We start from the raw sequence: 19816 nt of genomic DNA on the forward strand, positions 1-19816 counted from the left end.
CACACGCAAAGGAATGCCATGAAGGTCAAGCCGAGCGTCAAGCAGATCTGCGAAAAGTGCAAAGTGATCCGCCGTAATGGCCGGGTCATGGTGATCTGCGAGAACCCGCGCCACAAGCAGCGCCAGGGCTAAATTTCCCGCTTCGGGAAATCCTGGGTTGCTAACCCACGCAAGTAAATAAAGGCAGCACAAGCTGATCTGGAACATTGAGCTCGAAAGAGTCCGGACAGCTAACCCCCGGTCGGAGGCTGGGGCCGCACAGAACGTGCGGGTGTACTGCCTACGACCTCCGGTTTATTCAAGGAGTACTGCCACTATGGCTCGTCTCGCTGGCGTAGACATTCCCCGCGAAAAGCGGCTGGAAATTGCGCTTACTTACATCTACGGCGTGGGCAAGACCCGTGCACACGAAACCCTGGCTGCCACGGGCATCAGCGCTGACGTTCGCGTCAAGGATCTGACTGATTCCCAGCTGGTTGAGCTGCGTGACTACATTGAAGGCAACTACAAGGTTGAGGGTGACCTTCGCCGCGAAGTAGCAGCAGATATCCGCCGCAAGGTTGAAATCGGCAGCTACGAAGGCCTGCGCCACCGCAAGGGCCTGCCCGTACGCGGACAGCGTACGAAGACCAACGCACGTACCCGCAAGGGCCCGAAGCGTACCGTCGCCGGCAAGAAGAAGGCACGTTAATCCCAGCGGGATTAACGATTGCCTACCCCGATAACTTTCTGTAGGAGAAAAAATGCCCCCGAAGACTCGTGGCGCGGTTCGCAAGCCGCGTAAGAAGGACAAGAAGAATATCGCGCTTGGCCAGGCGCACATCAAGAGCACTTTTAACAACACCATCGTGTCCATCACGGACCCGAACGGTGCTGTTATCTCTTGGGCTTCCTCAGGTGAGGTTGGCTTCAAGGGCTCACGCAAGTCCACCCCGTTCGCAGCCCAGATGGCTGCCGAAGCTGCTGCCAAGCGTGCGCAGGAGCACGGCATGCGCAAGGTTGACGTTTTCGTCAAGGGACCGGGATCCGGACGCGAAACCGCAATCCGCTCGCTGCAGGCCGCTGGCCTGGAGGTTGGCTCCATCCAGGACGTCACCCCCGCAGCGCACAACGGCTGCCGTCCGCCGAAGCGCCGCCGCGTCTAAGCCTTTCCCGCCGCTGGAGCTTGCCCGGACCGTTGACGGTCCGGGCAAGCCCGGCGCGTTAAGTCTTCAGACCGAATTTCCACCACCTGTGTTGCGTCATATAGCGGATGCTCGCCGAAAGGAAACCTAAGTGCTCATTGCACAGCGCCCCACCCTCTCCGAAGAGGTAGTCTCCGAAAACCGTTCACGTTTCATCATTGAACCGCTGGAACCGGGCTTCGGCTACACCCTCGGAAACTCCCTCCGCCGTACCCTGCTCTCCTCCATCCCCGGTGCCGCTGTAACCAGCATCCGGATCGATGGCGTGCTGCACGAGTTCACCACGGTTCCGGGTGTCAAGGAAGATGTCACTGAGATCATCCTGAACATCAAGAGCCTGTCGGTCTCCTCCGAGCACGACGAGCCGGTTGTTGCCTACCTGCGCAAGCAGGGCCCGGGAGTCGTCACCGCCGCGGACATCGCACCGCCGGCCGGCGTCGAATTCCACAACCCGGATCTGCACATTGCCACGCTGAACTCGAAGGGCAAGTTCGAACTCGAACTGACCATCGAACGCGGCCGCGGCTACGTTTCGGCAGCTCAGAACAAGTCCGGCGATTCCGAGATCGGCCGCATCCCGGTCGACTCGATCTACTCACCGGTGCTGAAGGTTACTTTCCGCGTGGAAGCAACCCGTGTTGAGCAGCGCACCGACTTCGACAAGCTCATTGTCGACGTCGAGACCAAGCAGGCCATCGCCCCGCGCGACGCCGTTGCTTCGGCAGGTACCACCCTGGTGGAACTGTTCGGTCTGGCCCGCGAGCTGAACACCGCAGCTGAAGGTATCGAGATTGGCCCGTCGCCGACGGATGCTGCCCTGGCAGCAGACATGGCCCTGCCGATCGAGGATCTGGACCTCACCGTCCGTTCCTACAACTGCCTCAAGCGTGAGGGCATCCACACCGTGGGTGAACTCGTAGCCCGCTCCGAGGCCGACCTGATGGACATCCGTAACTTCGGTGCGAAGTCCATTGACGAGGTCAAGGCAAAGCTGGTTGAACTGGGCCTGTCCCTCAAGGACTCGCCTCCCGGTTTTGACCTCGCAGCACGCGCCGCAGCAATTGAAGAGGACGACGCCGCCTTCGGCGACGACGAACTCTAAGACAGATCTTGGCCGCCGGGCCGGACACCAAGGTGTGACCGGCCCGCGGCTTCCATATGAGGAGAAACAATTATGCCTACCCCCACTAAGGGTCCGCGCCTCGGAGGCGGCCCGGCTCACGAGCGTCTCATGCTCGCGAACCTGGCAGCAGCACTGTTCGAGCACAAGCGGATCACCACCACGGTGACCAAGGCCAAGCGGCTCAAGCCGTACGCCGAGCGTCTGGTGACTTTCGCCAAGCGCGGCGACCTGGCTTCACGCCGTCGTGTACTTGGCCTGATCAGCAACAAGGGCGTTGTCCACGAGCTGTTCACCGACATTGCCCAGGCAGTGGAGAACCGCGACGGCGGCTACACCCGCATCACCAAGATCGGCAACCGTAAGGGCGACAACGCTCCCATGGCTGTCATCGAGCTGGTTCTTGAGCCCGTTTCCGCCAAGCAGGCCGTTGTAGCCGAGGCTACCTCTGCTGCGAAGCGCGACGCCGACAAGAAGGAAGCCGCTGCTGCTCCGGTTGCTGCTGAAGCTCCCGAGGCCGAGGTCGTCGAGACCGAAGCTGCTGAGGCTGACGCTGCAACCGAAGAAGCCGCTACCGAAGAGGCTCCTGCCGCTGAGGAAGCTCCCGCTGCAGAAGCCGCTGAAGAGCCCGCTGCTGAGGAAAAGGACGCGAAGTAATTCGCTGATTCCTTCGCATAGACTTGAGTCTATGAACGACCAAAAACCCGCGGCCCCCGTTTTGGGGGGCGGCGGGTTTTTGCGTATCCGGCTTGATTTGTCGTACGACGGCGGCCCCTTCAGCGGGTGGGCCCTGCAGCCGGGCCTGCGCACCGTCCAGGGGGTCCTGGAAGAAGCATTGGCGCTGCTGGTCCGCCGCCCCGTCCGGGTTACCGTGGCGGGCCGTACAGACGCCGGAGTGCACGCCCGCGGCCAGGTGGTCCACCTGGACCTGACCCAGGCCGAGTGGCTGGGACTCAACAGGGGAGTGGAACTGGATCCCGCCGTCGCACTGCTGCGGCGCCTGCGGGGTGCCCTCAGCAGGGGCCTGGGCGATCTGACCGGGGCCATTGAGGTTCACCTTGTCAGCGTGGCGCCGCCGGGCTTCGATGCCAGGTTCTCAGCTCTGTGGCGGCGCTACAGCTACCGGATCGCCGACGGTCCCGCCCTGTGGGATCCGCTGGAGCGGTACTTCACGCTCTGGCACAAGAATCCCCTGGACGTGGATCTTTTGAACGCGGGGGCCTCCCAGCTGTTGGGCCTGCAGAATTTCCTGTCCTTCTGCAAGCCCAGGGAGGGGGCCACCACCATCCGGGAGCTGCAGCGCTTTGAGTTTGCCCGCGGGGAGGATGGAGTCATCGTGGCCACCGTCCAGGCCGATGCGTTCTGCCACAACATGGTCCGGGCGCTGGTCGGGTCGGCCCTTTTCGTGGGCGAGGGCGTGGAAGAGCCGGGCTGGCTGCACGAGCGGCTGCTCGCGAAGAAACGGGATGCCAAGTCGGTACTGGCCGCACCGCATCCGTTGGTCCTGGAGGAAGTTGCCTACCCCTCCGACGGCGAGATGCTCGCTAGGGCAGAACTGACGCGGGCGGTTAGGGAGTAGTCCCGACCCGCACCTGAGCCCCCAAAGGCTCCTACACGTTCAAAACGACGGGGGAGGTCCCTCTGCCGGCAGCCGCAGGGTGAACGTGGTGCCTTCCCCCGTGCGGCTTTCACAAGAAATATGCCCGCCGTGGCGTTCAATGATGGTTTTGGTGATGGACAGCCCCAACCCTGCGCCAGTGATGGCCGCATCACGCGCCGCTTCACTGCGGAAGAACCGCCTGAAGACCCTGGCCGAATCTTCGGGGCTCATTCCCATCCCCGTGTCCTTTACGTTCAACTGGACCCAATGCCCCGTTCCCTGGGCACTGATGCTCACCACGCCACCGCCCGGGGAGTACTTGATGGCATTCGAGACCAGGTTATCCAGCGCCTGGCCAATTCTGAGGGGGTCGGCGTATGCCCACAGCGGCGATGGAACATCCGCAACGAACGAGATGTTCGACTGGTCCGCCTGGGCACGGGCGGATCCGATGCTGGTCGCCACGAGGCTCGCAAGGTCTGTGCGCTTCGGATAAACCTTGAGTTCCGACGAAGCCGACAAGGTCAGGTCCGATACCAGGGCCAGGAGCCTCTCCGAATTACGCTGTACCACCTCAAGGCGCTGCGCTGAGAGTGGGGACAGGGCGGCAATGTCTTCCAGCACCAGGTCCACATTGCCCAGGATGGAGTTCAAGGGGGTTTTGAACTCGTGCGAGACGTTGGAGATGAGCTCCTCGTTGGCGGCCAGCGCCTCCACCCAACCTGTCACGTCACTGTAAACCACAACAGCCCCGTTTAGGCGGCCGTCCTCGCTGAGCAACGGGCGGGCGGCTGTGGAGAACGCCCGCTGGGACGGTTCCTCGCCCGCCCAGACTAAGTAGTCGGCAAACGACTCACCGGCGATGGCCCTGCTGACCGGCCTTTTCTCCGGCGGCAGAAGCGTTTGCCTGTCCTGCCCGAAAATAAGCTGGTGCCCCTGGCCGGGCGTTGAGTCCTCGGCTTCTGTGACCCGGCGGAAGATGCGCTGCCGGTTGTTCGCCACAAGGTAGTGGCCGGAACTGTCGACAGCGGCAATGGCCACGTCGGTCGCCTCCAAGACCGTTTCCAGCAGCTTTTCCCGTTCCCGGCTGGACGCCAACAGTCTGCTCAACTCTTTGTCCTTTTCCTGCAACTGCCGTTGTTGATTCCTCATGTTCACGCTGGCGAATCGTATTGCAAGGGAGATTGCCAGCATCATGAGCGGGAATAGGAGCGTGCTGGTAATTTCGGAAGCCGTGAGGTTAGGAAACCTTCCCCACAGCGTCGGCACCAGGATGACCAATGGCCCGACAATGCTCAAAATGATGCTGGTCCTGGCGAGCATTCCTGATGCCGAGAGCCAGATGATCGGAAAGATCGCAAGTATCGTGAGACCGGATAGAAGCGGGGCTGCACCATTGCGCAAAAGTGCGATGGCCAAAAGATCCATCACTGGAATGATCAGATATGCGCTTTTGGCCAACCGTTCCCACGGTGTCACGAAACAGGCCACAAACAGCATGCCGTGGAGGGCAAGACCGAGGAGATAGAGGGGACTTTGCAAAAGAGTGGGCCATGCAAAAGGCGTCGCGATGGCCACACCCAGGACGATCAAGGTCAGCGGAAGCTGGCACAAAGCGACCTGGCCGCGGGGTCCCAAGGCGCGGAAATAGCGGCCTATTCCGCGCTGAACCAACCGCTCAGTCACGGGCGCGTCTCAGCTTCTCCGGCGAACCAAATTCCGTCCGCAGCGAATAACCGAGCGAATTCGTGAAGCGCACAGTGCTCCGCCCTCTCATGGTCTCGAATGTTCATCCGCTGTCATGATAATTGACTTTTCCAGATCAAAGGAGAAAAGACGTGTCATCCGTCATCCTTGCTTGTAGCGTAGAGATAGTTGGAGTGGAGATGGCATTGGCGCTGGGCTGATGGGGGGCATTTTCACCTGGCATGGGGATGCAAATGGATGATCTCGGAGTTGCAGTAGTAATTGAAGATGACGCGGATATCCGCAACCTCCTCGAGGGTGTGCTGAGTCAGGCGGGTTTTGAAGTCCACACCGCAGTGGGCGGCCGGGAAGGCGTTGAGGTTGTACGGGATAAGCAGGCAAACGTCGTCACACTCGATATAGGCCTCCCGGACATTGACGGGTTTGAGGTGCTCCGCCGTATCCGCTATTTCAGTGACGCCTACGTCGTAATGCTGACCGGGCGAACGGAAGAGCCGGATTTGCTGTCGGCGCTGAACGCGGGTGCCGACGATTATATTGCGAAGCCGTTCAGGCCGCGGGAGCTCCGTGCAAGACTGGCAGCCATGTTGCGGAGGCCCCGGCATGAAGTCACTGGACAGCTGCAGGTCCCGGCGGCGTGGGCTGCCCCGGCGGGTGCCCCCGGATCCTCAGCGGATGTTAACGTGCTGCGGCACAACGGCCTCCTGCTTGATTCCAGGACCCGATCTGTAGTGGTTCGCGGCGAACCGCTAGGGCTTACCCGCAGCGAATTTGACCTCCTGCACGAACTGCTGCGGGGCGGTGGGGCGGTTTCCACGAGGGCGGACCTCGTTCGTGCGGTCCGTGGAGACTTCTACGAGGAAGACACTTACATCAGCGAAGCCGATGAGCGGGCGGTTGAAGTACACATCGGTAACCTGCGGCGAAAGCTTCAGGAGGACCCCCTGTCTCCACGCTGGCTGCAGACGGTTCGGGGAGTCGGATATAGGCTGGCGCCTCAAAGACCGGATCAGCAGGGCTAGTTGCCCCTGGAGCGTCGGTCAGCCCTAGCCGTTCCTCAGGATATAGCTGGTCTGGAGTTCAAGGACCGTCCGGTCGCCGTTATCGGCGACGCGTTCCATGAGTGCCTGGCCTCGGCCAAAATCACCTTGGCGAATCACGTTCTCAAGGGTCTCGGCCAGCCATGCCAGGCGGAGACCTCCAATCATGGCGGACGTGATCTTCAGGCTAATGATCGCGTCAAGCGCAGCATCAATGTCCTGGCTCTGCACGGCGGCCGCGAGCCTGGTGCACCGCAGGTCCCACATGGCGGCGTAGTCCCGGGCAAAACGGATGGCCAGCTCTGATCCGTTCAGCTCCTCTTCCAGGTCCTGCAGAATACTGGCGTCAACCAGCGGGAGAAGTTCTTCGGCCTCAGAGGACATTCCGGCGTGGGCCCGCGACCCTGCCGCCGAGGTGACGGCGGGGACACCTCCATCAGTGGAGTCGGACTCTGGAATGTTCATTCTTAAAGGCTACTTCCTGATTATTTCCAAAAGCTGGATTTAGGCAGATCCTGTGGAAACCTTGAGGGATTCTATGCGATTTTGATCCTTGTCACTGACCGGTGAACACAGAAATAGCGTGGATTACTGCTGGCCCCAGAATTGCGATGAAGAGAACGGGAAATATGAAAAACAGCAAGGGAAAGAGGATCATGACGGGGAGTTTCATGGCCTTTTCCTCTGCACGTTGGCGACGCTTCACACGCATCACCCTTGCTTGCACCCTGAGGACCCGGCTGATAGCGATGCCGTAAGTATCCGCCTGGACAATGGCCTGGACGAAGCTTCGCAGCTCCTGCAGGTTGGTCCGTTCGGCCAGGGCCAGGTAGGATTCTCGCCGGCTCCGCCCGACCTGCATGTCCTGCAGAGTCCGGACCAGTTCCTCGGCCAGGGGCCCTTTGCCGTTCGCTCCGGCGCGAGCCATGGCCCCTTCGAAGCCTAGTCCCGCCTCGACGGAGATGAGCATCTGGTCCAAGGTGTTGGCCAGCTCCAGCTGCATGACTTTCTGTCGTTCCTGGCCTTTGCTGTATAGCAGCAGGTCGGGAATGAAGTACCCGAGGAACAGCACGAACATCCCCGTCAGCTTTATGAGCGGGGCAGAACTGGCGGTACTGATCCACAGACCCAGTACGGCCCCGGTCAGCCCCAGCACTGGTTTTGCTGCCAGGACCCGGCCCAACGGCCACGAGATGGGCCTGCCTGCGAGCGAAAGCAGACGGTCGAGTTTTCGAATGTAGGCGGCTGGAGTCAGGCGGAACCCGATGGTGGCGAGAAGTCCATCTCCGGACTTCTCCGGGGTTTCCGCGTCCAGTCTCCCTCTGGTGAGGATCTCAACTGTCGCAGCTCGGGCTCGCCGATCCACTGAAAGGACGGACCAGGTGAGGTAGCCGATGGGAAGTGAAACCAGAACGAGCGAGGAAAGGAACAATGGATTCATGTTTTAGCTCAGAACTTGAGGTTGATGATCTTGCGCATCCACAAACTGCCGATCGTCATGAGGACAACGGAGAACCCGATCATTGCCCAACCCAAGGGATGCGTAAACATGGCATCCATGTAACCGGGATTTACGGTCATGAGCATCATCACGATTCCAATGGGCATCGCGATGAGGATATATGCGGAGAATTTACCCTCCGCCGCGAGGCCTTTAATGTGCCCCTTGATTTCAGACCTCTCCCGAATGGTTTCATTCACCTGGTCGAGGACCTCCGCAAGGTTGCCGCCAACTTCCCGATTAATCTGGATTGCCTGTGCTACCCAGACGAAGTCTTCATTTCGCATCCGCTGGGCCGTATCCGTTAGCGACGCGAGGAGATCGCGGCCCAAACTGGTCTCGGTGATGACCCGGCGCATTTCTTCGGATGTTGGGCTTTGCGATTCCGCAGCAGCGGCGTCGACTGCACGGAGGATGCTGTGGCCAGCCCGAAGGCCTCCGGCCAGCAGTTGAAGGGTGTCACCGAGCTGCTGATCGAATTTGTTGCGTCGTTTACCCGCCAGAAAATTGAGCATGAGGTGCCCAACGAACGGTGCCAGTATGAAGAGGAGGATGGCGAGGCCCGGTCCCAGCACAATTAGACCCGCTAATGCTGCCACCACGGCCCCGGCCGCTACCAAAACGAGGAACTCTGCCTGGGTCATGCGAATTCCGGCATTCTCCAGCGCTTCCCGGCCGAATAACCGCAGACCGCCGCTCGCCAAAACCTTGTCGAATAGCCTGACCGTGGAGGCGGCGATGCGGGTCAGTTGTGACGGCGGATCAGATTCGTACGGACGTCGTCTGTCGAGGGGGACTTGCGGAGCCGGTCGGAGAATGAAGGCAAATCCTAGCAGGACAGCAGCAGCAAGGAAGAGCAACGCTCCGGCAGTGAGCATCATGTCCGGCTCGCAGGGGGGACGGCAGAAGTAGCCGAAGTGGCGAAGACGGCTGGCGACACATGGATTCCAAGGTCCTCAAAACGGTCGATAAAGCGCGGACGAATGCCTGTTGCTACGGGACTGCCAAGGAAGCGACCGTGCTGATCAACGCCGGCCGAGTAGTCGAACACAAACGCGTCCTGAAGTGTGACGATATCGCCTTCCATGCCTTGGACTTCCGTGACGTGGGTTATTCGGCGGGTACCGTCGCGCAGCCGTGAAATTTGGACGATCAGGTTGACTGCGGACGCAATTTGCTCCCTGATGGCGCGGAGTGGCAAGTCCATCCCTGCCATCAGCACCAGGGTTTCAAGCCGCGCGACGGCGTCGCGCGGCGAGTTGGAGTGGACGGTGGAGAGGGACCCGTCGTGGCCGGTGTTCATGGCCTGGAGCATGTCCAGTGACTCGCCGCCACGGACTTCGCCCACCACGATCCGATCCGGGCGCATACGCAATGAGTTCCTCAGGAGCTCCCTGATGGTCACTTCGCCCTTGCCCTCGGTGTTAGGAGGGCGGCTCTCCAGCCGGACCACATGCTCCTGCTGGATCTGAAGCTCGACGGCGTCCTCGATGGTGACGATCCGTTCATTGGCGGGTAGGAAAGATGAGAGAACATTTAGCAGGGTGGTCTTTCCCGTACCCGTACCGCCCGAGACGATGATGTTGAGTTTGGCCTTGACGCAGGCGTTGAGCAGCTCAGCCATTTCCGGTGTGAGTGTTCCGAAGTCGATGAGGTTCCGGACCGTCAGGGGCACTTTGCTGAACTTACGGATGGTTAGCGAGGATCCGCCGACTGCCAGCGGCGGGATCACCGCGTTGACTCGCGAACCGTCCTCCAGTCGGGCGTCCACCAGGGGTGAAGATTCGTCGATGCGCCGCCCGACCTTGGAAACGATGCGTTCAATGACTTTCCGGAGGTGCTCTTCTGAGCTGAAGCGGGATTCCGTGAGCGTCAGTTGACCTTTACGTTCGACGTAGATCTGGTCCATGCGGTTCACCATGATCTCGGTAACGTCCGGATCATCAAGAAGCCGCTGGAGTGGCCCGTAGCCCAGGACGTCGTCAGCGACGTCGCGAACGAGGCGTGTCCGCTCGTCGGCTGACAATGGAACCTGTTCTGTGTCAATAATCCGTGTCAATTCCTCGCGCGCCGTCGCCCGGAGATCATTTTCTGTGACCGCCGAATCGTTGAAGCGCGTTCCCAGGCGCTCAAACAGGGCAGTAGCGGCCCGTTCCTTGAGCGCAGCGAACACGTCGACGGGCTGTTGCGTTTTCGGCCTGGTCTCCTCGGACAGCTCTGATATTGCAACGGCAGACGGCGGGACGGTGCCGCTCGACGCGGGCCGCGGGCCATGGGCCTTGAGCCCGGCCATCCGGGATTCACTTCTCCGGACATCGGTCCGTCTCCCATCGATGGGAGAGGGGGGCGTCACTGCCGCGGGATGGTTTCCCGGCAGGGTTCCTGATTCAGCGGCTATGATGCGCTCTGAGAGTTTCATTTAGACAACCACCCTTCGGTGCAATTTCCTTTGAGCCTTGGCCCGCCAGGCGGGGTTGAACCTGTTCACAAGCTGATTCAATGCTTTAGTCGCCGGGTCTTTTACTGGCTCCTGTAGGAGTGGGATTCCGCGGTTGGTGGAGAACGCTACAGCGCGCGACCGCGGGATGCTTACATCAACGGGCGCCCCGATGGTGGATTCGATGTCTTGGACGGTCAACCCGGACTTGGCCTCGGACATGTTCAGCACCACGTGCCGGGTTTCGGGCAGAATGTCCAGGCGTCGCAGGATGTCCAGGCCGGAGCGCAGGCCGCGGACGCTGGGTATGTCCATGGCGCTGACCCAGACCACGTCCGAGCACTGCTCCATCGCTGCCAGGCCGATCTCGGGTAACCCTGGGGCGGTGTCCACCACCACGTACTGGAACTGCTCGGCGAGTTGCTCAATAAGGCGGCTAATCTGACCGGCTGTTATCTCGTCCGCATCGATCGGACTAAGTGGAGCGCAGAGTGCGTAGATGCCGCCGGGGTGGACGGTAAGGAACGCTTTTAGGACCAGGGAGTCTTCGGCCGCGGCGGGGGACACGGCATCCGTCACCGTGTGTTCCGGGCTGAGGTAGAGACCGGAGGCAACATCGCCAAATTGCAGGTCCAGGTCCACGATCACCACCCCCATGGGTGCGATCTTGCCCAGGCCAATGGCGATGTTCGTGGCGATGGTCGTCTTTCCCACCCCTCCTTTGGGAGAGAAGACACCAATGACCAGTCCCTTGTTGGATGGGGCTGCCAGTCCTGCTGACTGAACGTGGTATCTGGGGAAGGACTGGCTGACGCGCTGCAGCAGCACGCGGATCTGGGCGGGATCGGAGTCTGGGGCGAGCATGTCCCGGATGCCGGCGCGCATGGCGTGGAGGAGAACGTCGGGATCCGGATGGCCCGCCAGGATGACGCTGAGCTCTGGCGACTGGACGTTCAGCACCGTAGCCAGCCGCAGCGCCTCGTCCACGGGGACTTCGGGGCCCAAAATGAGGATTTCTGGCTGCTCCTGGTCCAGCGAAGCAAACAGTTCCTGCGGGCTGCCCGGCAGCACAGCTGTGAAGAAGGTCTGCACGCCACCCTGAAGGCCGCCGGCTACGGCCTGACGAAGGCGGCTGTCGAAGTCAACATCCGGAGTGATAAGGACGAAGCGGCTCATTTGTATACGTCCTGCTTCTGCATGATCTTGGGCCCGCTGTCCTGGGCATCGAGGGGCTCCTTACTCAGCCAAATGCGCGCAAATTCGGAGGCAAAAACAATTTTGTCAGCGTTGATGTCGTTGACGGCCACGGTGATCATCAGTGAGCCCGTGGGCAGATTGACGTCGCGGGGATTGGCCTCGGCCCCGGCGCTTGCCGAGGGCGCGGGCTGGGCGGCCGCGCCTTCGGGAGCGCGCTGCACGGCTGTGACCAGCACTTTGTGGATCGAAAGCTGAGTCGTCTCCCCGGGCTTGGATTCAACGCCTCCTGAGGGTAAGGAGATGAAGATGCCAATGTGGTCGCCTGGCTCCAGCCGGCCGCCGACGACACGCTGCGGCTCAAGCTGGAACGACACTTCCTGCAGTCCTGCCGGCACCTTTACCGAACCAGATGTCTTAAGGTCTTCTGGGGCGATGAGCCGCTCCGCCAGGAGTTGCTCGCCGGGGATGAGGTCTGCGCCAGCAACCTTTCCAGCAGCATCGTCAAGCGTTCTTAGCGCGGTCTTTCCGACTGCAGTTCCCGGCAACTGTTCCAGGGCTACCGCTTCTTTGACGGTTTCCAGGGACGAACCTGCCGGGACGGCCTTCATGACTACGAGTACTCCCACAGGATCGAGGTCCCTGACCGCTCGCTGGTCAGCTCCTTGGGCGTAGGTGAACATCAGAATGGCGCCAATAAGGGCTAACACCACTGCTGCGACACCTGCCAACAGACGTGACTTCACTGACTGCTCCTGAATATTCGGGCTGAGTTAACTCAGACGGACGATGGTGGCACCAAAGGCGTCAACGGGCCCAAGGGTGTAACCATCAGCGAGAGATGTGTACTTGACGAAGCTTCCGATGATGCCGCGACAGTTGCCGTCGCAGATGAGCGATGCGCCCACGAAATCGGCTGTGTTCTGGAAAGTAAGGGGTGCCCCGCCATTGCCGGTAAACTTCCAGCCCTTTACTTTGAAGGCGGCGAACGAGATCAGGTGGTAAACGGCTCCGTTTCCCGTCCCAGTCACGGTCGTATACACGGGCAAGAGCACTATGACGTCTCGCCCGGCCGTAATCTCGTCGACCCATTTCTGCAACGTGGCCGAACAATTGTTGGGAGCGTTATTGCCGGGATCGCTGCCGCCTTCATTGACTGCAATATCTATGGTGCCGCCGCAAACGCCGGTGTCCTGGACCAGCCAGCCGAAGCCGCCTTCGACGGCTGCACCCGACGGGCCGTAGAGGCAGTCGGCATTCTGGTTCACGCCGTGATCCTGGAGTAATTGCAGGGCTCCACCGATAGAGTCCTTGACCTGACACACCGAAAACGCCAGTGGGAATGCAGTGCGTCCTGCCATCGGGCTGCCCCACGTAACCGTGGATTGGGCGTTGACCTCAGTCACAGTTATTCCGAGGGCTCGGGCGAAGAAAAATGATACCTTGTTGGGTACGTTTCCGGTCTCTTGCGCCCCTGCCGTAACGGTCACAGTTCGATTGGTTTTGTCCAGCAGCGTGGACTTGATGTTGCTTAGGCTGTCGTTGGCATTTGCATTGGCATAGCTGCTAGCGAGGGTAGAGGTGGTGGAGCAGTCCGAATCGCTTGTGTTCTTGGCGCATTTCTGGGCCACAAGGAGGGCCGCTGCGTCAGCCCCATTCTGAAGCTGTGCCTTCTCGGAATAGAGCATGCCGACGTCGACTGCAACGGCGGTGAAACCCAAGAGTGCCACCAGGACAAGGGCCACGATAACGCTTATGGCGCCACGTTCCCTCTGCTGCCGTTCGTCTAACCGCCGCATAGCATTACTCCCTTGCCCGTCATGGCGAATGGTCCAGCAATTCCAGTCAGGGTGCTGAGCGTGTAGTTGATGGTGACAGTCATCTGGGCATCTGTTGTGCAGGTGGTGGCGCTGAACGTGATGTTGGAATCCGCGAGGGATGGGTTAAGGGCGACGGCGGCGTTCTTTGCCGCAGTCCGCGCGGACGCCTGGTTATTGGAGATCGCCATGACCCGGACGCCCTCCCTGGCGGCATTGGTGAGAGAGACCTGAGCGTTGTAGGCGCGGCCGAACTCCATGATGCCCATGAGAAGCGTGATCAGTATTGGCGCAAGAATGGCGAACTCAACGGCAACTGCACCACGCTCCGATCGTCCACGCATCCGTTGCGTCCCTCTCTTTTCAAGCATTGATCTGCCCGATGGTGGTCCAGCAAATAGATTGTGCGGTGCAGGTTTAGGCCTGCACCGCACAATGGTTCAGCGTGGTTCTCCCGGCAGGTCCCAGGTCCAGCCTGCTCCCCGGTGCCGGCTGGCTAGACTTCGTTGCTGATCTTGGTGAACATGGCAGTCAGGTTTGTACCCAACGCGGTGACCGCGACGATGATGACGACGGCGATGAGGCCGACCATGATGCCGTATTCAACGGCGGTTGCGCCCTTTTCTCCGTTGAGGCGGTTCTTGAGGTGGAAGCCGAGGGTCTGGAAAGTGGCGATGAGAGAAAGCATTTGAAACTCCTGAGCGAGTTGGGGTGGCTGGTCCTGCACCAGCTCTGAAAAAAAGATAGCAACGCTTGACGCGTCGTTGACCGAAACTTGCAGCATCCTGTGCTAAGCCTTCCCGGCCTGTGCTTTTCCTGCGCTTTCCCTTCGCCGATGCTGCGCTGGAGCTTGGAAACGGGATCATCTGGACGCACAAACGGACCCCCTCGGTTCTGGGTGCCGAGGGGGTCCGGTCTTTGGGGCGCCAATGGCGCCGGGGGTCGCTCAGGGAGAATCAGTTCAGAAAGCGCCGACGAAGTTCTTCATGACATTGATCACTGCCGGGCCGATGATCACGATAAACAGGACCGGAAGTATGCAGAACATCAATGGGAAAAGGACCTTCACCGGGAGTTTCATCGCCTTTTCTTCGGCCCTTTGCCGGCGTTTGACACGCATCTGCTTGGCTTGAGCCCGCAGCACGTTAGCTATGGCGATTCCGTAGATGTCTGCCTGGACAACAGCCCGGACAAAGCTTCGCAAGTCTGATACGTCGGTTCGCGCTGCCATGGCCATATAGGCGTCCCGCCGGCTCCGTCCGACCTGCATGTCCTGCAACGTCCTCATGAGTTCGGCAGCGAGCGGCCCTTTTCCATTCTGGGCAGCCCGGGCCATGGCCGTCTCAAAACCGAGTCCTGCCTCCACCGAGATCAGCATTTGATCGAGGGTGTTAGGAATCTCCAGTTCTATCTCATTTTGCCGCTTAGCCCCACGGCCGTGAATCAAGATGTCGGGCGTGAAGTATGCGAGTGCCGCGAGGGCTACTACAAAAAGCACAGCTGGCCCGGTGGGACTCTTCATGATGTAAACGATGCCAAGGACGCCAACCACCAGTGCCAGAGCCGGCTTGGCGATCAGCAGGCGCTCCAGGGGCAGTCCGGCGGGCCTGCCAGCACGCGCGAGCAGCTTGTCCAGCCACGCAGTGTAGCCCTTGGGTGTCAAACGCAGCCCCAAGGGGATGGATGGTTTCGACTCTGTCGATAGACCAGACCCGGCCACGGCTATTCCCTCTGTCAGCCGAAGCCCGCGACCGAGGTTACTGCGAACAGCTGCAAAACCTCTCCTGTCCACGGACACAAGGGACCAGACCATGAAGGAACAAGGAAGTACGATCAGCCCTACGATTACCCACGCCATTGCCGTCATGATTCCTCCTAGAATTTGATCTGGACTACGCGGCTGAGCCAGAAGGTGCCGACAGCGAGCAGGACGGCTGCCGTCGCCAGCATGAACCAACCCAGCATGTTGGTGTACAGCGTCGAAATGTAGACGGCGTTAACCGCGCTCATATAAATGAACATTCCAACTGGCAGTGCAACAAGAATGTAGGCGGAAAGACGGCCTTCGGCGCTCAGGGCCTTCACCTGCCCCTTGATCTGCGATCTCTCACGAATGGTCTCGCCAACGTGGTCCAGCACTTCTGCCAGATCACCGCCGACCTCACGGTGAATTTCGATCGCCTGGCTGATCCAGTCGAAGTCTTCGCTGCGCAACCGCCGGGCGGCATCAACCATCGATTCCTGCAGATCCCGGCCAAGCCGCGACTCGTTGATTAGGCGGGCGAACTCCTCGGACGTTGGAGCCTCTGCTTCCTGCGAAACGGCGTCAATTGAACGCAGAAGGCTGTGGCCGGCCCGCAACCCTCCCGCGAGCATTTGGAGCGTGTCGCCGAGTTGCGCGTCGAACTTGCTGCGGCGACGCGCGGAAAGGATGCCCAAAAATAGCTTGGCGGCGAGCGGGGTGGCACAAACGAAGAGAATGCAAGCGACGGTGCCGCCCAAAATAAAGCCAACAACGCCCGCCGTTACGGCGATACACGCGATCAACAGGATGAAGTCCGCTTGCCGCATTTTGAGGCCGGCCTGCTCGAGTGAAACCCGACTTCCGAAGGCCGCATTCCTGCTGACTTTCCGGTCCAGGAATGTCGTAGCGGTAGCGGTCACCTTCGTCAGCATGGAGGGGCCGTTGACCACACCGGGCCGTCGCCGGGAGATGGCAATTTCCCCGCGACCGCTCTTGAAGGTAATCACGAGTAGAACTGCCAACGCAATGAAACAAAGCGCTATCCCAAGGGCCAGAAATACCGGATCTGTTACCGTCACCGGAAAACACCTCCTGCCGGCACGCTGCCAAAGACGGTTGGTGATAGCGGAATACCAAGCTCCGCGAAGTGATCCACGAATCGTGGACGGACTCCGGTCGGCATTGGCCGTCCAAGGAACTTTCCGCTGGCATCAACCCCCGCGCTGTAGTCGAAGACAAAGGCGTCCTGGAGTGTGACAACATCCCCCTCCATGCCCTGAACCTCCGTCACGTGGGTTACCCTGCGGCTTCCGTCCCGGAGCCGGGAAATATGGACTATCAGGTTCACCGCCGATGCTATTTGTTCTCTGATGGCACGAAGAGGCAAATCCATTCCCGCCATCAGGACAAGAGTCTCCAGGCGGGAGATCGCGTCCCTGGGGGAGTTGGCGTGAACGGTGGAGATAGAGCCGTCGTGTCCGGTATTCATGGCTTGAAGCATGTCCAGTGATTCCCCGCCACGGACTTCGCCGATGACAATCCGGTCAGGCCGCATGCGCAGGGAGTTTCGAACCAGATCGCGGATGGTGATCTCGCCCTTACCCTCAATGTTCCTCGGGCGGCTTTCCAGCCGCACTACGTGCTCCTGTTGGAGTTGCAGTTCCACGGCGTCCTCGATCGTGACAATGCGTTCTTCTGCCGGAATGAAGGAAGACAACACATTGAGAAGCGTTGTCTTGCCTGTGCCAGTTCCGCCGGACACGATGACGTTCAGCCGAGCCCTGACGCAGGCCTGCAGCAGTTCTGCGATCTCGGGAGACATGGAACCCAGCGAAATGAGGTTGTTGACAGTCAACGGCACCTGCCCGAACTTCCGGATGGTCAGCGACGAGCCGCTGACCGCTAGCGGAGGAATGATTGCATTGACACGGGAACCGTCAGAAAGCCGGGCATCCACGAGAGGAGAGGACTCGTCAATACGTCTGCCCACCTTGGTGACAATCCGTTCGATGACTTTCCTCAGGTGCCCCTCACCGCTGAATCTCGCGCCTGTTAGGGTTAGCTTTCCGTTACGTTCCACATAGATTTTGTCTGGCCCATTGACCATGACCTCTGTGATCTCGGCGTCGCTCAGAAACTTCTCGAGAGGACCCAGTCCCAGAACGTCATCGATGATTTCCTGGACCAATCGCTGACGCTCCGAGACGGTGAGGGGGATTTCATCCTCCTCGATAATGCTTCTCAGCTCATCTTTGACGTACTGCTGCAGTTCAGATTCCTCTATCGAAGAATCTGTAATCCGGCTGCCCATCCGCTCGTAGAGTGCAGTCCCCGCACGTTCTTTAACTGCAGTAAGGGCCTCGTTTGGTTCCGTGGCATAGTTTCGGGTGTCGAAGGGGTTCACAGATGGGTCTGTGCCTGCAGGGGAAGCCTTCCACTGTAGGTCCGGCCTCGGGCCAGCGGCGGCGTCCTTACCGCCATCGCTGCCTCGTGCGGCCTCTAATCTTCTGGCCAGGCTCATTAGACTATTACCCTTCTGTGAAGTTTCTTGTGTGGCCGTTGTTCCCAGTTGGGCTTAAACCTTTCCACGAGCTGTGCCATGCCGCGGGCAGCTGGGTCTCGGCTGCCGTCCTGCAACAGGGGTATCCCCTTGTTAGTGGAGAAAGGCACTGCCCGCGACCGCGGTAGGACGATGTCCACTGGGCAGCCAATGGTTGCCTCAACGTCTTGCAAAGTCAGGCCGCTCTTCCTGTCCGCAAAGTTGAGCACCACGTGGCGATTACCCGGCAGGAGATCAAGCTCGGTGAGAATACCGAAACCAGTCCTCAGGCCGCGGATGCTCGGTATGTCCATGCCGCAGATCCAGACGGCGTCAGTGGCCTGATCCAAGGTGGCCAGAACGTGCTCCCCCAACCCCGGAGCTGTGTCAACCACGACGAATTGGAATTCATTCGCAAGTTGACTGATCAGGTGGCCCACCTGTTCTCCACTGATTTTGTCCGCGTGGGCGGGATTCAGCGGGGCGCACAGTGCATAGATTCCCGACGGATGAAGGGTCAAGTACGACTTGAGGACCATATTGTCCTGCACAGCGGCTCCGGTCACAGCATCAGCCAAGGTGCGTTCCGGTTCGAGCATCAGCCCCGAAGCGACGTCGCCGAACTGTAGATCCAGGTCGAGCACCACGACGCTCATCGGGGCAATCTTGCCAAGTCCGACAGCCAGGTTGGTTGTGACCGTTGTTTTGCCAACGCCCCCTTTCGGGGACATGACCGCGACGATTCGACCTCCGGACCCGCCGTCCTCGACCGACGCCCCCAGGCCGCGTCGCCTGCCGGCCGCCGCCAGACTGGCCCGTTCAAGCATGTTGCGGATTTCCTCGCTGGTTGCGTCCGGGTGAAGTAGGTCGCGGATACCTGCCCGCATGGCCGGCAGAGCAATGTCTGCCTCACCTTCCGTCACCAGAACCACGCTGATCTCCGGATACTGGAGATCGAAAAGGCTGGCGAGGCGAATCGAATCTTCCGTGGGTAAACCTGGACCGAGCAGTATTACCTCAGCAAGTTCGCCGCTCAGAACCCGAAGGATGTCGTCCGGGCTGGGGGGCAAATAGTCGGCCGCCAGGGTTTGGAGACTGCCGTGCAGGCCGGCGGCCGCCTGTTGTGCCCTGTGGGAGAAGCCGGAGTCCGCTGTAATCAGCACGAATCTGCTCATCGGTACAGCTCCATTTTCTTGACTGTGAACGGAGCATTCTCCGTCGCGGACTCAGGTTCCTTTGTCAGCCACAGCTTCCCGAACTCTGCAGCGAAGGCGATCTTGGCTGCGTCGGTGTCACTCCGTGCAAAGGTGACCAGTAACGAACCTGTGGGCAGCTGCGTGTTTGCCTGTTCGGCAGAAGCCGTCTGGCTAGTGTTGCCGGACGCTTGGGCAGTAGCTCGCTGGACGCTTGTGACAAGCACCTTATGGAAAATCTGCTGTGCGGTTTCGACTGCGGGTGCCTCTTTGTTGGCCCCGTCTGCGAAAAGAGCAACGATGCCAACGGTGTCGCCTGCGACGATTCGACCACCGACGACCCGCTGTGCATCCAGCTGGACGGAGACCTCCTGCATTCCCGCAGGGACAGGGACGGATCCGGGGGCAGCCAGGCTGGTCGGATCAACAAGGCGGACTCCAAGAAGCGGCTCTCCCGGTACCAATTCTGCTGAGGTCACTTTGCCGTCCAATCCGTCAAAGCTCTTGAGTGCCCCGTTCGGCACAGATGCCGCCGGGAGGGAAGCCAGTCTGACGGAGGCTTTCACCTCGTCCAGGGTTGAGCCCACAGGAATCTGTTTCTCAACCACCAGAACATCAATTGGCTGTAGGTCTTGTTGGGCCCTGGCTTCAGAACCTTGAACATATGAGACGAGTAGCAGGGTGCCGACTATTGCCAGCACGAGTGCGACGATGCCTCCCAGTAGGCGGGTTTTCATTGG

At 60.2% G+C, this 19816-nt stretch carries 22 protein-coding genes; 7 read left to right on the forward strand and 15 right to left on the reverse strand.

What is annotated here, in order from left to right:
• Positions 1-18: 18 nt before the first annotated feature.
• From rpmJ to QFZ40_RS04770, 6 genes are all read left to right on the forward strand, one after another.
• Entirely contained in the window at positions 19-132 is a 114-nt protein-coding gene (rpmJ, locus tag QFZ40_RS04745) for a 50S ribosomal protein L36 (protein ID WP_009358722.1), read from the forward strand.
• 184 nt (positions 133-316) lie between these two features.
• The gene (gene rpsM, locus QFZ40_RS04750) at positions 317-691 is read left to right on the forward strand and encodes a 30S ribosomal protein S13 (protein ID WP_267275859.1); all 375 of its coding nucleotides are present in this window, start codon (positions 317-319) and stop codon (positions 689-691) included.
• Between the two features lie 52 nt (positions 692-743).
• Positions 744-1145 carry a 30S ribosomal protein S11 gene (gene rpsK, locus QFZ40_RS04755; protein WP_018769149.1) on the forward strand — a complete coding sequence of 134 codons (402 nt, stop codon included), beginning with the start codon at positions 744-746 and terminating at the stop codon, positions 1143-1145.
• Between the two features lie 130 nt (positions 1146-1275).
• Positions 1276-2286: a DNA-directed RNA polymerase subunit alpha gene (locus tag QFZ40_RS04760; RefSeq protein ID WP_131131310.1), complete on the forward strand. Its 1011-nt coding sequence runs from the start codon at positions 1276-1278 to the stop codon at positions 2284-2286.
• Between the two features lie 72 nt (positions 2287-2358).
• The gene (rplQ, locus tag QFZ40_RS04765; protein WP_306903135.1) at positions 2359-2961 is read left to right on the forward strand and encodes a 50S ribosomal protein L17; all 603 of its coding nucleotides are present in this window, start codon (positions 2359-2361) and stop codon (positions 2959-2961) included.
• A gap of 31 nt (positions 2962-2992) precedes the next feature.
• Positions 2993-3883, forward strand: a complete 891-nt coding sequence (locus QFZ40_RS04770) for a tRNA pseudouridine synthase A (RefSeq protein WP_306903136.1) — start codon at positions 2993-2995, stop codon at positions 3881-3883.
• 39 nt (positions 3884-3922) lie between these two features.
• On the opposite strand, the gene QFZ40_RS04775 is transcribed toward QFZ40_RS04770, so the two are convergent.
• Positions 3923-5590, reverse strand: a complete 1668-nt coding sequence (locus QFZ40_RS04775) for a sensor histidine kinase (RefSeq protein ID WP_306903137.1) — start codon at positions 5588-5590, stop codon at positions 3923-3925.
• A gap of 254 nt (positions 5591-5844) precedes the next feature.
• On the opposite strand from QFZ40_RS04775, the gene QFZ40_RS04780 reads away from it, so the two are divergent.
• The gene (locus QFZ40_RS04780) at positions 5845-6633 is read left to right on the forward strand and encodes a response regulator transcription factor (RefSeq protein ID WP_306903138.1); all 789 of its coding nucleotides are present in this window, start codon (positions 5845-5847) and stop codon (positions 6631-6633) included.
• Positions 6634-6657: 24 nt separating this feature from the next.
• Here the strand turns inward: QFZ40_RS04780 and QFZ40_RS04785 are convergent, their stop codons facing one another.
• The 14 genes from QFZ40_RS04785 to cpaB (QFZ40_RS04850) all read right to left on the reverse strand — a co-directional run bounded on the left by QFZ40_RS04785 (position 6658) and on the right by cpaB (QFZ40_RS04850) (position 19813).
• Complete coding sequence (locus tag QFZ40_RS04785) at positions 6658-7116, reverse strand: Hpt domain-containing protein (protein ID WP_306903139.1); 459 nt, start codon at positions 7114-7116, stop codon at positions 6658-6660.
• A 91-nt stretch (positions 7117-7207) separates the two neighbouring features.
• A complete protein-coding gene (locus tag QFZ40_RS04790; protein WP_306903140.1) occupies positions 7208-8092 on the reverse strand; it encodes a type II secretion system F family protein in 885 nt (294 codons plus the stop codon).
• 8 nt (positions 8093-8100) lie between these two features.
• Positions 8101-9033: a type II secretion system F family protein gene (locus tag QFZ40_RS04795; RefSeq protein WP_306903142.1), complete on the reverse strand. Its 933-nt coding sequence runs from the start codon at positions 9031-9033 to the stop codon at positions 8101-8103.
• Complete coding sequence (locus QFZ40_RS04800; RefSeq protein ID WP_306903143.1) at positions 9030-10571, reverse strand: CpaF family protein; 1542 nt, start codon at positions 10569-10571, stop codon at positions 9030-9032. The genes QFZ40_RS04795 and QFZ40_RS04800 overlap by 4 nt, the downstream gene beginning before the upstream one ends.
• A complete protein-coding gene (locus tag QFZ40_RS04805; protein WP_306903144.1) occupies positions 10572-11765 on the reverse strand; it encodes an AAA family ATPase in 1194 nt (397 codons plus the stop codon).
• A complete protein-coding gene (gene cpaB / locus QFZ40_RS04810; protein WP_306903145.1) occupies positions 11762-12529 on the reverse strand; it encodes a Flp pilus assembly protein CpaB in 768 nt (255 codons plus the stop codon). The genes QFZ40_RS04805 and cpaB (QFZ40_RS04810) overlap by 4 nt, the downstream gene beginning before the upstream one ends.
• Positions 12530-12556: 27 nt before the next feature.
• Positions 12557-13582 (reverse strand): TadE/TadG family type IV pilus assembly protein, encoded by a 1026-nt coding sequence (locus QFZ40_RS04815; protein ID WP_306903146.1) that lies wholly within the window; start codon positions 13580-13582, stop codon positions 12557-12559.
• Complete coding sequence (locus tag QFZ40_RS04820; protein WP_306903147.1) at positions 13570-13944, reverse strand: TadE/TadG family type IV pilus assembly protein; 375 nt, start codon at positions 13942-13944, stop codon at positions 13570-13572. The genes QFZ40_RS04815 and QFZ40_RS04820 overlap by 13 nt, the downstream gene beginning before the upstream one ends.
• Positions 13945-14096: 152 nt before the next feature.
• Entirely contained in the window at positions 14097-14288 is a 192-nt protein-coding gene (locus tag QFZ40_RS04825) for a Flp family type IVb pilin (protein ID WP_306903148.1), read from the reverse strand.
• 273 nt (positions 14289-14561) lie between these two features.
• The gene (locus QFZ40_RS04830) at positions 14562-15467 is read right to left on the reverse strand and encodes a type II secretion system F family protein (RefSeq protein ID WP_306903149.1); all 906 of its coding nucleotides are present in this window, start codon (positions 15465-15467) and stop codon (positions 14562-14564) included.
• Positions 15468-15475: 8 nt separating this feature from the next.
• Positions 15476-16423 (reverse strand): type II secretion system F family protein, encoded by a 948-nt coding sequence (locus QFZ40_RS04835; protein WP_306903150.1) that lies wholly within the window; start codon positions 16421-16423, stop codon positions 15476-15478.
• Positions 16420-17865 carry a CpaF family protein gene (locus QFZ40_RS04840; RefSeq protein WP_306903151.1) on the reverse strand — a complete coding sequence of 482 codons (1446 nt, stop codon included), beginning with the start codon at positions 17863-17865 and terminating at the stop codon, positions 16420-16422. Before QFZ40_RS04840 ends, QFZ40_RS04835 begins: the two co-directional genes overlap by 4 nt.
• Positions 17865-19058, reverse strand: coding sequence for an AAA family ATPase (locus QFZ40_RS04845; RefSeq protein WP_306903152.1), 1194 nt, complete (start codon positions 19056-19058; stop codon positions 17865-17867). Before QFZ40_RS04845 ends, QFZ40_RS04840 begins: the two co-directional genes overlap by 1 nt.
• Positions 19055-19813: a Flp pilus assembly protein CpaB gene (gene cpaB / locus QFZ40_RS04850; RefSeq protein ID WP_306903153.1), complete on the reverse strand. Its 759-nt coding sequence runs from the start codon at positions 19811-19813 to the stop codon at positions 19055-19057. The genes QFZ40_RS04845 and cpaB (QFZ40_RS04850) overlap by 4 nt, the downstream gene beginning before the upstream one ends.
• Positions 19814-19816: the final 3 nt, after the last annotated feature.

Source organism: Arthrobacter pascens, from assembly GCF_030816475.1.
In the GTDB taxonomy this organism is placed as follows: Bacteria; Actinomycetota; Actinomycetes; order Actinomycetales; family Micrococcaceae; genus Arthrobacter; species Arthrobacter pascens_B.

What these genes read in the sequence shown, in the direction of transcription:
- QFZ40_RS04820 (WP_306903147.1), bottom strand. Translation starts at nt 13,944, where the DNA reads ATGCGTGGACGATCGGAGCGTGGTGCAGTTGCCGTTGAGTTCGCCATT.
- QFZ40_RS04825 (WP_306903148.1), bottom strand. Translation starts at nt 14,288, where the DNA reads ATGCTTTCTCTCATCGCCACTTTCCAGACCCTCGGCTTCCACCTCAAG.
- QFZ40_RS04840 (WP_306903151.1), bottom strand. Translation starts at nt 17,865, where the DNA reads ATGAGCCTGGCCAGAAGATTAGAGGCCGCACGAGGCAGCGATGGCGGT.
- cpaB (WP_306903153.1), bottom strand. Translation starts at nt 19,813, where the DNA reads ATGAAAACCCGCCTACTGGGAGGCATCGTCGCACTCGTGCTGGCAATA.
- rpmJ (WP_009358722.1), top strand. Translation starts at nt 19, where the DNA reads ATGAAGGTCAAGCCGAGCGTCAAGCAGATCTGCGAAAAGTGCAAAGTG.
- QFZ40_RS04805 (WP_306903144.1), bottom strand. Translation starts at nt 11,765, where the DNA reads ATGAGCCGCTTCGTCCTTATCACTCCGGATGTTGACTTCGACAGCCGC.
- QFZ40_RS04795 (WP_306903142.1), bottom strand. Translation starts at nt 9,033, where the DNA reads ATGATGCTCACTGCCGGAGCGTTGCTCTTCCTTGCTGCTGCTGTCCTG.
- rplQ (WP_306903135.1), top strand. Translation starts at nt 2,359, where the DNA reads ATGCCTACCCCCACTAAGGGTCCGCGCCTCGGAGGCGGCCCGGCTCAC.
- QFZ40_RS04830 (WP_306903149.1), bottom strand. Translation starts at nt 15,467, where the DNA reads ATGACGGCAATGGCGTGGGTAATCGTAGGGCTGATCGTACTTCCTTGT.
- rpsK (WP_018769149.1), top strand. Translation starts at nt 744, where the DNA reads ATGCCCCCGAAGACTCGTGGCGCGGTTCGCAAGCCGCGTAAGAAGGAC.
- rpsM (WP_267275859.1), top strand. Translation starts at nt 317, where the DNA reads ATGGCTCGTCTCGCTGGCGTAGACATTCCCCGCGAAAAGCGGCTGGAA.
- QFZ40_RS04785 (WP_306903139.1), bottom strand. Translation starts at nt 7,116, where the DNA reads ATGAACATTCCAGAGTCCGACTCCACTGATGGAGGTGTCCCCGCCGTC.
- QFZ40_RS04800 (WP_306903143.1), bottom strand. Translation starts at nt 10,571, where the DNA reads ATGAAACTCTCAGAGCGCATCATAGCCGCTGAATCAGGAACCCTGCCG.
- QFZ40_RS04770 (WP_306903136.1), top strand. Translation starts at nt 2,993, where the DNA reads ATGAACGACCAAAAACCCGCGGCCCCCGTTTTGGGGGGCGGCGGGTTT.
- QFZ40_RS04845 (WP_306903152.1), bottom strand. Translation starts at nt 19,058, where the DNA reads ATGAGCAGATTCGTGCTGATTACAGCGGACTCCGGCTTCTCCCACAGG.
- QFZ40_RS04780 (WP_306903138.1), top strand. Translation starts at nt 5,845, where the DNA reads ATGGATGATCTCGGAGTTGCAGTAGTAATTGAAGATGACGCGGATATC.
- QFZ40_RS04815 (WP_306903146.1), bottom strand. Translation starts at nt 13,582, where the DNA reads ATGCGGCGGTTAGACGAACGGCAGCAGAGGGAACGTGGCGCCATAAGC.
- QFZ40_RS04790 (WP_306903140.1), bottom strand. Translation starts at nt 8,092, where the DNA reads ATGAATCCATTGTTCCTTTCCTCGCTCGTTCTGGTTTCACTTCCCATC.